At 65.8% G+C, this 13,716-nt stretch carries 2 protein-coding genes; one reads left to right on the top strand and one right to left on the bottom strand.

The window, feature by feature from the left end; genetic code table 11:
• Positions 1-33 precede the first annotated feature (33 nt).
• Entirely contained in the window at positions 34-528 is a 495-nt protein-coding gene (locus tag KEC45_RS17260; protein ID WP_152682252.1) for a PilZ domain-containing protein, read from the bottom strand.
• A gap of 490 nt (positions 529-1,018) precedes the next feature.
• Between KEC45_RS17260 and KEC45_RS17255 the strand changes: the two genes are divergently transcribed.
• Positions 1,019-13,687, top strand: coding sequence for an S-layer family protein (locus KEC45_RS17255; RefSeq protein WP_062176032.1), 12,669 nt, complete (start codon positions 1,019-1,021; stop codon positions 13,685-13,687).
• Positions 13,688-13,716: the final 29 nt, after the last annotated feature.

Genomic DNA, 13,716 nt, shown 5'->3' with positions numbered 1-13,716 from the left:
GTCCTCCTCTCGCGCCGACGACGGCGCGGGAGTTTAATTGGCCGTGAAGTTTAGCGAGACCAGCGCAACGATGAAGAGAAGGACGACGGCAGTGAACACCGCCGTCAGCGCGGTGAAAAGGATCGCGCTCGATGGCCGCCGGGCATAGAGCCCGCCCGCATCGCCTGCGGTCGCGGTGTCGGCAATATCGTCGGCTTCCCCGTCGTGCGGCGCCCGGAGCAGCGCCGCGCTGATCGCGCTCGCGGGGACGGGCGTCAGAAACTCGCACCCAAAGAGCCGGCCTTCGTTGCGAACGATGCGCGCGGGGGCGGCGCCCAGTTCGGGCAGGACCAACAGAAAGGTCTCGCCGATGGAAAAGGCAGCGTCCGTCTCGATCAGCAGGCCGGTTCGCGACAGGTTGCGGATGACGACGGCGGATTCGTCGGTCGCTGAACGCGCGGCGACGTCGAGCCGGAGCGTACGGCGTTCCATCCGCCGACGGTTCGGCGTTTCGACCGGAGCCGCGATATGGGCCAGCAAGGATCTCACCAACGTCTCCTCAGGCGAATAGTCATCGGCCCGAACCCTTAATATTGCATTTTCGCAAGTCGTTTTCCGGCCCGCCGGGTGGATGGAATCCTATCTGCATGCCGGTGTCAGATGCGCTTAACCCAATGCGCAGAATCGGGCCGATTCCCCGCGAGAAGGGTCGGATGTTTGCGACGAGCTGTGTTAAGTTATGGCTCGAATTGGGACGTGAATCGGCTTTTTCGGACGTTCATCCCGGAACGGCTCGATATTTCAAGCCATTGAATAACAGTTCTATTTATTTTTCCCATTGAGCCGGAATGAATGGCTGCTCAGCGCAAATTAACCATTGCTAAAAATGTGTTAACGCGCTTGCGGACTCTCGAGAATCCATGCTCTCCTCATGAGTGGGGAAGGTCCGAGTCGCTCGGACAGAGGTCGCACTGACATTGGTGACAATTTTGCTGTGCCGCTTTTGCGGCAGGGCGAGGTGCGTTCGAGGGAAATTGACATGGATGCTTTCGACAATCCGGCGCGGAATGGAATGACCGGTCCCGAGCGTGACGGCGCATCGGGCGAGCCATCGAACCGGGCGGTCGCGGGCGGCGAGTTTCTGGCCGCCGCCGCAAATGTGACAGCCGCCGCGTCGATCATTCCGCTGGCGATCCAGGCGATCCTCGTTCCCGACGCAAGCGGCCGCATCGTTCTGCCGGCCGGCGCGTCGATCGACGACATCACCATCTCGGGCACCGACCTGATCATCACCCTGCCGAACGGTCAGGTCTTCGTCATTCCCGGCGGCGCGGTCGATGTTCCGGCGATCGTCGTCGACGGCGATACGGTACCCGCCAGCACGGTCGCGCAGTTGCTGGAAAATCTGGGCGAGCTGAATCCCGAAGCCGGCGTCCGCAGCTCGGGCGGCAATTTCGCCGATCCCGAAGGGCCGATCCAGGATGCCTATGCGCTGGGCGACCTGCTGCCCTATACGCAGCTTGCCTTTCCGCAGCCCGAAGAGCGTGAGCTGCTGCCCGATGTTCCCGACGAGGAACCGACGATCGTCATCGTCACCCCGGACCAGCCCGCCGGGATCGCCGCCGCGACCGCGAGCGTCAACGAAGCCGGCCTGCCGGCGCGCGGCAACGAGCCCGCGGGCAGCAACAGCGCCGCGAACAGCGAAACGACGACGGGCTCGATCGTTTATGACGCTGGCGACGGCCTCGACACGCTCACGATCAACGGCACCGCCATCACGGCAGTCGGCCAGGTCATCACGACCCCGCTCGGCCAACTGACCATCACCAGCCTGACGCCGGGCAATGTGGGCTACAGCTACACGCTGACCGACAACACCAACGCGAACAACAATGTGACCGATCCGTTCACCGTGGTCGTCACCGACCGTGACGGCGACACCGCGACCGCGACGCTGACGATTTCGGTCGTGGACGATGTGCCGACCGCGCGGAACGACACCGACCAGGTTGCGGCAGGAAGCTTTGCGCCCGAGACGGGCAATGTCCTGACCGGCGCGGGCACAACGAGCGGCGCCGCGGGCGCCGACACGCCGGGCGCCGATGGCGCCAGCCTCACGGGAATCCGTGGGGCGGGTGGCGAAGGCGGCTTTGCGGCTCCTGGTACGGTGCAGGGCCAATATGGCGTGCTGACGATCAACGCGCAGGGCGGCTACACCTATGTCCGCAATCCGGGCACGCCCGGCGGCGTCAACGACGTGTTCACCTATCAGATTACCGACGGCGACGGCGATACGTCGACGGCGACGCTGACGATCGGCATCGCCGACGCGCCGGCGGTCATCACCTTCGTTCCGGGCGACGGCGAAGGCGACGGCGGGACCATCGTGTACGAAGCCGACCTTGGCCCGCGCGAAGGCGAAACCCCTGGTTCGGCCTTTGCTGGCGGCGAAGGCGGCAGCGACGCTTCGACCAGCGGAACGATCACCTTCAGCGCCGTCGACGGCGTTGGCAGCGTGTCGATCGGCGGCGTCGTGGTGACGCCCGGATCGCTGCCGCAGACGATCTCGAGCGATGCGACGGGAACGCTGGTCGTCACCGGCTACAGCTTCGATCCCGCGACCGGCGAGGGATCGATCACCTATGTCTACACGCTGATCGACAACACGCTCGATGGCGACGGCACGACCGTCAGCTTCGCCCTCGTCGTCACCGACGCCGACGGCGATGCCGCGACGGACACGCTCGACATCGATATCGTCGACGATGTGCCGACCGCACGCGCAGACAGCGACAGCGTGACCGAGGATGGCCCGACGGTGGCCGACGGCAATGTGCTGACCGGCAGCGGCGGCGAAGACGCCAACGGCACCGATGGTGTGGCTGACGTGCAGGGCGCCGACGGCGCGACCGTCACTGCGGTCGCGGGCGGCGCGGTGGGCGAGCCCTTGGCTGGCGCCTATGGTTCGCTGACGCTGAACAGCGACGGCAGCTATTCCTATGTCCTGAACAATGAATCGCAGCCGGTGCAGGGGCTCGCGGCGGGCGAAACGCTGACCGAGACCTTCACCTACACGATCACCGACGGCGATGGCGACACTGCGACCACGACGCTGACGATCACCATCAACGGCGCCAACGACGGCGTCACGATCTCTGGCCTCAATGCCGAAGGCGGCGAGCTCAGCTTTGACGAAGACGACCTGGCCGATGGCTCGTCGCCCGATGCGGCCGCGCTGACGCAGGGCGGCACGTTCGATGTCTCGACCCCCGACGGGCTTGGCAATGTGACGATCGGCGGCGTGCAGGTCGTCGCAAACGGCGTGTTCACCGCCGCGACGGTGACCAGCCCGCTCGGCACGGTCAATATCACCGGCTTCACGCCCGTTACCGGCACCGACGGTTCGGTGATCGGCGGCACCTTTACCTATGAATATGTCCTTTCCGACAACACGCTGACACATGGCGCAGCTGGCGAAGACAGCGTCACCGACAGCTTTGCCGTCGTCGTCACCGACAGCGACGGATCGACCGCTAACGGCAGTCTCGATGTGCGTATCGTCGACGACGTCCCGACCGCGCGCGACGATGTCGATAGCGTGACCGAGGACAGCGGAAACGGCGACAATCCGCCGACCGCCGATGGCAATGTTCTGACCGGCTTGGGTGGCGGCGACGCCAATGCGACCGACGGCGTCGCCGACACTCAAGGCTCTGACGGCGCGACCGTGACCGCCGTCAGCGGCGGCTCGCTGGGCGAGGCTTTCGCCGGCGCCTATGGCTCGCTGACGCTGAACAGCGACGGCAGCTACACCTATGTACTGAACAATCAGGCACAGCCGGTACAAGGCCTCTCGGCGGGCGAAACGCTGACCGAGACTTTCACCTACACGATCACCGACGGCGACGGCGACACCGCGACCGCGACGCTGACGATCACGATCAACGGCGCCAACGACGGCGTCACGATCCGCGGCCTCGACGCCGAAGGCGCCGAGCTGCTTGTCGACGAAGACGATCTGCCCGTGCGTCCGGGCGAAGCGCCGGGGTCGGACACGACGCCCGACGGCGTGACCGACAGCGACAGCTTCACCGTCTCGACCCCCGACGGCATGGGCACGGTGGTGCTCAACAGCTTCAACGGCGTCCCGCTTGGCGCGCCGCTGACGCTGGTCGTCGCCAATGGCAGCTTCACGCCGCAGTCTGTTGCCACCGCCTATGGCACGCTGAACGTTACCGGCTTCACCGCGGTGACCGGCGCCGACGGTTCGGTGATCGGCGGTACCTTTACTTACAGCTACACGCTCACCGACAACCGCGCCGATCATTCGGCGGCGGGGCAGGACAATCGCACCGACAGCATCGGGGTGACGGTCACCGACATCGACGGCAGCAGCGCCAGCGCGACGATCGACATCCGTATCACCGACGACGTTCCCGACGCGATCGACGACGCCGCCACGCAGACGGTCGAAAATGCACCCGTCACGATCGATGTACTCGCGAACGACGTACAGGGCGCCGACAGCGTCCAGCCGTCGGCGGTCCAACTCGTCGCGGGTTCGCTCACGGGCAGCGGAACGCTCGTCAACAATGGCGACGGCAGTTTTACCTATACGCCCGGTGCGCAGGAAACCGGCCCCGTCACCTTCCAGTACCGGATCACCGATGGCGACGGCGACACCGACGTCGCCACCGCGACGATCAAGCTGGTTGCCGATTCGGCGCCGCAGATCCGTACGCCCGTCAATGTGACGGTCGACGAGGATGGCCTTGCTGGCGCGAATGCCGACAACGGCCTTGCCGGTGAAGTCGCCTCGACTGGCAGCGCGAGCGCCAATGGCACGATCACCGTCGATTTCGGCAGCGACATTCCCGCAACGCTTGCAGGTTCGCTCGTCCTTAACGACAGCGCCGCGCTCGATGCGAATCTGACCGTCGGCGGCGTTCCCGTCACCTTCGCCAAGGTCGGAAACGACCTCGTCGGCTCGGTGGGCGGCAATGAAGTGATCCGCATCGCGCTGACCTCTGCCGTTGCCGGCCCCGGCGCGACCGAGGTAACCTATGGCTATACGGTCACTCTGTCGCAGGCGATCGACCAAGCTGTCCCGGGCAGCGAAGACAGCGACTTCCTGCCGGGCATCGGCTTCACCGTCACCGACAGCGATGGCACTCAGTCGTCGGGCTCGTTCGGCGTCACGATCGTCGACGATCTTCCGACGCTCAATGTCTCCGACACGCCGGTCAGCGTCGCCGAGGGCGCGACCGCGAACGGCACCTGGACGCTCGACCGCGGCGCCGACGGCGTCGCATCGGTCAATGTGACCTTCGGCAGCGGCAGCGCGACCTTGTCGCTGGCGCCCGGCAGCAGCGTGTCGATCGCGCAGCCGACCGGCACGCTGACGGTCAACGCCGACGGCACATTCAGCTTTGACGCCGCAGGCAATCAGAACAACGCCGCGAATCCGTCTGCCAGCTTCACCCTTTCGGCGGTCGATCGCGACGGCGATCCGACGTCGGACAGCCTGACGATCGCGATTACCGACGGCGCCGATCCGACGGGCGCGACCCCGATCACGCTAACCGTGAACGAAGCTGCGCTCGCCGACGGCAGCGATCCCGCGAGCAACGCCGAAACCGCCAGCGGCAACCTCAGCTTCACCGCCGGATCGGACACGCTTTCGGGATTCGCCTTCACCGGCGTTGCAGGCCTCGTCGCCAATCTCGACGGCGCGGGCACCGACATCTTCTGGACGCTGGCACCCGGCGGACAGACGATCGTGGGCTCGCTGACCCTTGGCGGTCCCGCCGCAATCACGATCAGCCTGACCGCTCCCGCCAGCATCGCACCCGGCGCGACCGCAAATGCCACGGTCACGGTGACGCTCGCCGACAATCTGCCGCACGCGATCGCCAATGCAGCGCAGACGCAGGCACTCGGCAACGTCACTGTACAGGCGACCGACACCGACGGTGACATCGCAAGCGGTGTCGTCACGGTGCAGGTTACCGACGATGTACTGACCGCGCGTGCCGACGCCGACAGCGTGACCGAGGATGGCCCGCTCACCGCCGACGGCAATGTCCTGACCGGCAGCGGCGGCAGCGATGCGAACGCAACCGACGGTGTCGCCGACACGCGCGGCGCCGACGGCGCGACCGTCACCGGCCTTGCTGGCGGCGCGGTGGGTACGCCGCTCGTCAGCACCTATGGCACGCTGACTCTCAATGCCGACGGCAGCTATTCCTATGTGCTGAACAACGCGAATACAGCGGTTCAGGGCCTCTCGGCCGGTCAGACGCTGACCGAGTCCTTCACCTACACGATCACCGACGGCGATGGCGATCCGGCGACCACCACGCTTACGATCACGATCAACGGCGCCAACGACGGCGTGACGATCAACGGCCTCGCCGTCCCTGGCGGCGAGGAAATCGTCAACGAGGATGATCTGGCCGACGGCTCGTCGCCCGACGCGGCGGCGTTGACCCAGACGGGCAGCTTCACCGTCACCGCGCCCGACGGGCTGGGCAATGTCACCATCGGCACCGCGCAGGTGATGACGAACGGCGTCTTCACCCCCGGCCTGACGACGAGCAGCCCGCTCGGCACCGTCACGATCACCGGCTTTACCCCGGTGACCGCCGCTGACGGTTCGGTCATCGGCGGTACGTTCAGCTACAGCTATACGCTTGCCGACAACACGCTGACGCATCCTGCTGTGGGCGAAGATACGGTAAGCGACAGCTTCGCCGTCACCGTCACCGACAGCGACGGATCGAGCGCGAACGCCAGCCTCGACATCACCGTGATCGACGACGTCCCGACCGCATCGGCCGAGCCGAACCAGAATGTCGCCGAGGGTGCGACGGTCACCGGCACGCTCGATTTCGTGCAGGGCGCCGATGGCGCGACCGTCACGCAGATCAACGGAACGGCGCTGGTGTTCGGCGGCGACGGCTTCTCGCAGGCGATCGACATCGGTGCGGGCACGATCCAGGTCCGGGCCGACGGCAGCTACAGCTTCACCGCTGATCCCTCGGTCGCCGGTACCGGCACCGCTTCGGCGACCTATACGGTGCGCGACGGCGACGGCGACACTGCAACCGCGCCGATCAGCTTCACGATCACCGACGCCAATGTTCCGACCGCCGGCACGACGCTGGCTTCGGTCGACGATGACGCGCTGGCGGGTGGAAACCCCGCCAGTGCGACCGGCGACCTTGCCGATCCGAACAGCGACGGCGACAATAATCAGGCGACCTTCAGCGGTCTGCTCAACCTCAGTTTTGGCGGCGACGGCGCGGGTTCGGTGAACTTTGCGGCGATGAACGGACTGTTCGTCAATATCGGCCAGGAATCGGTCCAGCTCGCGTGGAACGCCGGCACCAACACGCTGACCGGCACCGGCCCGCGCGGCGCCCTGTTCACGGTCGAGGTCACCAATCCCGCGACCGGCGCATATCGGGTGACGCTGCTCGACAATGTCCTGCACACGCCCGGCGGCAACGAAAACGACGCAACCGCAACGCTTGGCTTCACGGTCATCGACAGCGACGGATCGACCGCACCCGGCACGCTCCAGATCACCTTCGACGATGATGCGCCGACGGTGGTGGCCAGCGGTACCCAGCCGACGCTGACGGTCGATGAAACGACGCTCGGAACCGATGCTTCGACCAGCTTCGCGTCAGTCTTTACCCCGACCTTCGGCGCCGACGGTGCTGCCGCCAGCAATTCGGTGACCTATGCGCTCGGCGTCTCGGCCGGCGCGACCGGCCTTGTCGACAGCGCGACGAACGAAGCTGTGGTGCTGACCGTCAACGGCGGCGTGGTCGAGGGCCGCACCGCGACAACCAACGCGCTGGTCTTCACGGTCAGCGTCGGCGCGAACGGAATGGTCACGCTCGACCAGGTCCGTGCGGTCATGCACAGCCCGAACAGCGGCGCGAACCAGTCGACCAGCCTGTCGGCCGACAATCTGATCACCCTGACCGCTACCGTTACGGACGCCGATGGTGATACCGCGACGGCGACCGCCAACATTGGCCAGAACCTGGTTTTCAACGACGATGCGCCGGTGGCGAACGACGATGCGGTCGGCCTGACCGAAGGCGGCCCGATCTCGGTCATCTTCGACGTCGATACGAATGACAGCAACGGTGCGGACGGCTTTGGCAGCCGCACCTTCACCAGCCTGACCGGCACCTACGGCACCATCACGCTCAACGGCGACGGCACGCAGACCTACACGCTGAACGCAGCGGGCCAGGCGGCAATCGCGGCGCTGGCGCCCGGAGCGACACTTACCGACGTCTTCACCTACACCCTGACCGACCTCGACAGCGATAGCGACCCCGCAACGCTGACGGTCACGCTGACGGGTGATGACGACGGCGTGACGATCACCAACCTGACGCCTGCGGCGCAGGGTGGTGACGTCACGGTGGACGAGGACGACCTGCCGAACGGTTCGTCGCCCAATGCCGCGGCGCTGACCGCAACCGGAACCTTCAATATTTCGGCGCCCGATGGCGTTCTGAACCTGTCGGTGCACGGTACGCAGGTGATCAACAATGGGGTCTTCACCGCCGCGACGATCACCACCCCGCTCGGCAACACGCTGAACATCACCGCCTATAATGCGGCGACGGGGCAGGTGACCTATACCTACACGCTGACCGGCGCTGAAACCCACGCGACGGGTGCGGACCAGAACAGCCTGTTCGAGAATTTCACCGTCTCGCTGACCGATACCGACGGCGACAACACGACCGGCACGCTTTCGGTCAACATCGTCGACGATGTCCCGACCGCCGCGAACGACACCGACAGCATTGCCGCCGGCCAGTTCGGCCCCGCAACGGGTAACGTCATCACCGATGCCGCCGCAGGCGATGTCGGCGACGGCGACACCGGCGCCGACACGCGCGGCGCCGACGGTGCGGCGGTCTCCGCGATCGTCAGCGTCAATGTGCCTGCAAACGGCGACACGACTGCCGATGGTCTGGGCAATTTCCAGGTCAGCGGCCAATATGGCGTGCTCACGATCAACGCCGACGGAAGTTACAGCTATACCCGCAACGCCGGGACGGCTGGCGGCGTCAGCGACGTCTTCACTTATACGCTGCGCGACGGTGATGGCGACACCGCGACCGCGACGCTGACGATCAGCATCGCCGATGCGGCGCCGGTGACTGCGGCCAATCTGACCGCGCTGCTCGATGACGATGCGCTTTCCGGCGGCATCGCCGGCGGCACGGGCGACGACGTCAATTCCCAGAACACCAGCGGCACGCTGGGCGGTTCTGGCGGTGACGGGGCGCTGACCTTTGCGTTCCAGACGACGGGCGCACCCGCGGGCTTCACCTACCAACTGTCGGGCAACAACCTGTTAGTGAATCAGGGCGCGACGACGGTGCTGACCGTCACCCTCAATCCCGCGAACGGCGCATATTCTGTCACGCAGAATGCGCCGATCATTCACGCGGCGGGGCTGGACGAGAATAACCAGCCCTTCACGCTCACCTATAGCGTCACCGATATCGACGGCGACACGGCGACCGGCACGCTTGGCATCAACGTCGATGACGATACGCCGACGGTGACGCTGGCGGCAGTGAACGAAGCCAGCGTCATTCTGACCACGCAGGATGCCGAGACGATCGGCGCGGCGAACGACAGCGCGGTTTCGACCGCGAACTTCGGCGGCGTCTTCACGCTGACATCGGGCTATGGGGCCGATGGCGCGGGGACGACGACGGTTGGTTATGCGCTCGCCCTGGTCGGGGCAAACGGCACCGACTCGACGCTCGACAGCAACGGCGCCTCGATCTTCCTTTATGCGGGAGCGGGCGGCACGATCGTCGGCTCGACCTCGGCGACCGCTGGCGGCGTGAACGCCGGGAACACCATCTTCACCCTCGGTGTCAACGCGGCGACGGGCGTAGTCACCCTGACCCAGTTCGCCGAGATCGATCATGCGCCGAACAGCGACACGTCGGCGCCCTACGACGACCAGTTCGCCAGCCTTGCGAACGGCCTCGTTCGCTTGAACGGTACCGCGACGATCACCGATGCCGACGGCGACAGCCAGACGAGCACGGCCTTTGTCGACCTTGGCGGCAATATCCGCTTCGCCGACGATGGCCCGTCGATCGCAGCCGGTACGCCGCTGCCGACGCTGACCGTCGACGAATCGAACTTCGGCCTCAACGCAGTCGGTGCGGCGGTATTCACGACCAATTTCGGCGCCGACGGCCCCGGAACCGTGACCTATGCGCTTGGCGTTAACGCCGGTTCGACCGGCCTCGTCGATACGGCGACTGGACAGAATGTCGTCCTGACGCTCGTCGGCGGCCAGGTCGTCGCCACCGCCGGCAATGGCGGTCCGACGGTCTTCACGGTCGCGGTCGACGCCAGCGGCAACATCACGCTCGACCAGATTCGCGCGATCGCACATGATACTGACGGCGGTCCCGGCGCGGCGCATGACGATGCGAAAACGCTCGCGGCTGCGAACCTGATCACGATCACGGGAACGATCACCGACGGCGACGGCGACAGCGCGCAGGCGTCGATCAACATCGGCCAGCGGCTGACCTTCAAGGATGACGGCCCGACGACGACAGCCGATTCGGGCACGACGACCGAAGCGACGCTCGATTTCAACGCGGCTTTCGTGCTCGATTTCTCGGGCAGCATCGACGACGGCGAGCTCAACGTCATGCTCAACGCGGTTCGCGATGCGGGCTTGCTGTTGTTCGCCAATTCGAGCGGCGACGTCTCGATCCGCATCATCGGCTTCTCGTCCGGTGCCGCCAACCTTGGTGTCTTCACCGATCCGGTCAGCTTCGTGAACGCGATCGACGATCTCAATCCCGCACAGGGCGGTACGCGCTACGCCAACGGCAACACCGACTTCACGGCCGGCATCCAGCAGTTGATGAGCGTCTATGTCCCCGATCCGACCGCCAGCAACCAGGTCTTCTTCCTCAGCGACGGCAACCCGAACGAACAGACGGGTCCGGGCGGCAGCTCGCTGACCGCGGCGGTCGCGACGCAGTGGAACAGCTTCGTCAACGACAATGACGTCAATGTCACTGCGATCGGGGTCGGTAACGGGATCACGACCGCGCGTCTTCAGGACATCGATGTCGACGGCCAGGGCGCGCCGATCCTTGCCGCCGATTTCGACGATCTCGTCCAGACGCTGCTCGACATCGTCGTTGCCTTGCCCGTGACCGGCGATCTCGACGCCAACGACAGCTTCGGCGGCGACGGCGGCCGGATCCAGTCGATCACGATCAACGGCACGACCTACACCTGGGACGGCAACAACACGATCACGCGCACCGGAACGCTCACGGGCAATGTGTCGGGCAACAGCATCACGGCCACGACGCCGAACGGTGCGGCGCTGTCGCTGAACTTCGCGACCGGCATCTGGTCCTATGCACCGCCCGCGAATCCGACGGTGGGTTCGGAAGTGTTCGGCTATTCGGTCGTCGACGGCGACGGTGACACGGCGGGTTCGACCCTGACCGTGACGGTGGCGGCCGGCGGCGGTCCCGGCGCGGGCGCCATCGCGATCGCCGATATGGTCATCACCAACGCGAGCGGTTCGGGCGCGGCGATCCAGATCGCCGAGGCGGCGTTGCTCGCCAACGATCAGGCCGGAACGACGATCACCGGCGCCGCGAGCAATGTGACCGATGCGGCCAGCGTAACGCGCGGTGGCGGCTTCTTCACCTTCACCGACAATGACAGCGACGGCGGCAGCTTCTTCTATTCGACGACGCCGTCGGATTCGGCACGCGTCACGGTTGACCGTGCACAAGCGGGACAAACCACGCTCGACGGCACCAGCGCCAGCGACATCCTTATCGGCCGCGACGCCAACGCCGACACGATCCTCGCGGGCGACGGCAATGATCGTCTCTATGGCCTTGGCGGCGCCGACACGCTGAACGGCGGGCTGGGCGCGGACACGATGACCGGCGGGGCGGGCGCCGATACGTTCGTGATCAACACCGGCGAATCGCGTGCGGTACTGGCCGGCACGGGTAACAATGGTACGATCAGCGGGTTCGACCGGATCACCGATTTCGACACCGCGGCGGATACGCTGAACCTGCAGGGAAGCCCGTTCGCGGTTGGCAATACGGCCGGCACCAACGGCACCGATTCCGCCCTGACGGTTGGCGGTGTCGCCATCAGGTCGCACGCGATTAGCAACGGCATCATCACCTTCGATGACGTCAATAACTTCTCAAGCGCGCTGACGCTCACGACCGAGGCCCATGTCGCAGCGGTCGTCGACTATCTGCAACGCAACGATCTTGGCAACGGCGGGGCTACAGTGGCGTTCGTCGCCGGGGGCCGGACCTTCGTATACGAACAGGTCGGGAATTCGCCCAACGCCGCCAACGATATATTGGTCGAACTCCAGGGTGTCTCGCTCGCCAATCTGACGACGCTCATCGGCTCGCGCGTTACACCCATCACGCTCGATCTGGATGGCGACGGGCTCCAATATGTCGCGTCCTCGGCGGGCGCCGCCTTCGACTATGATGGCGACGGCGTGCGTGAGGCGACGTCATGGGCCGGCCGCGGCGACGGTATTCTCGTTCGCGACGCCAATGGTGACGGGATCGCCAATAATGGGGGAGAGATCAGCTTCTCGGTGGCCGGTTCGACCGACCTTGAGGGTCTGCGCCTGCAATATGACAGCAATGGCGACGGCAAGCTGAGCGCCGAGGATGCGGAGTTCGCAAGCTTCGGCGTCTGGCAGGACGCCAACGGCAACGGCATCTCCGATGCGGGAGAATTCCGCTCGCTGACCGACCTTGGCATCGCCAGCATCGCGCTGACCTCCGACGGCAAGCCCTATCTTGCCGCGGATGGCGAAGTCATCGTCCATGGCGAAGCCAGCTTTACGCGCACCGACGGCAGCACGTCGGCGGTGGGCGACGTGTCCTTCATCACGCCGCGCGCCGCGAACGATGTCGAACGTACCGCCGGCAACCAGGCGCTCACCAGCTCGCTGGTCGCCGCGTCGCTGATCGTCGCGGTTCAGGAGGCCCAGCCGGACAGCGCGGCGCCGCCGGTCGTTGCGGCCGCGGATGAGGCGACGATCGCTCAGGTGGACGATGGTGTCGCAGCAACCGCCACCGATGCTCCCGCGACCGCAACGCCGGCGAATGCGGCAAGCGACAGCCATATGGAAACGGCGCCAGCCGCCGCGCCCGATACGGCCACGCTTCACTCCGACGACACGAGCCCCGCGGCGATCGACGGTGCGCAGGATAGCGGCTGGCGTAGTGAAAACACCGATGATGCCGATGCCGGCGACGCGGATTCGCTGGCCGACATGATCGCCGATCGTGGCTCGCTCGATCCGGGAACGATGGATGGCCTGCTGTCGCTGGCGGCCGCGCCGGTCGAGGCGGTTGCAGCCGGCTCCGACGTTGCAGCACATGATCCTGCGGCGACCGCGGTGCTCGCCGAGGTGCTCGAAAACGGCGGCAGCACGGTCGATCAGTTGATCCATGCGGTCACGGGCGGCCATGAACCGGTGCAGATCTCGGCCGGTGAAGCGCCCGCTTTCGATCTGGCGCAGTTCCTCGATCAGAAGATCGCGCCCGACGTGGCGTTCCCGACCAGCCAGCCGCTGGAAGCGGAGCTTCACAGCATGGCGGCTGCGTGAGCGAGCAATTTCAAAGACCATTAGAACAG

The sequence above is a fragment of the Sphingopyxis sp. USTB-05 genome, assembly GCF_023822045.1.
Taxonomy (GTDB): domain Bacteria; phylum Pseudomonadota; class Alphaproteobacteria; order Sphingomonadales; family Sphingomonadaceae; genus Sphingopyxis.
This window is presented reverse-complemented; position numbering and strand designations above follow the sequence as displayed.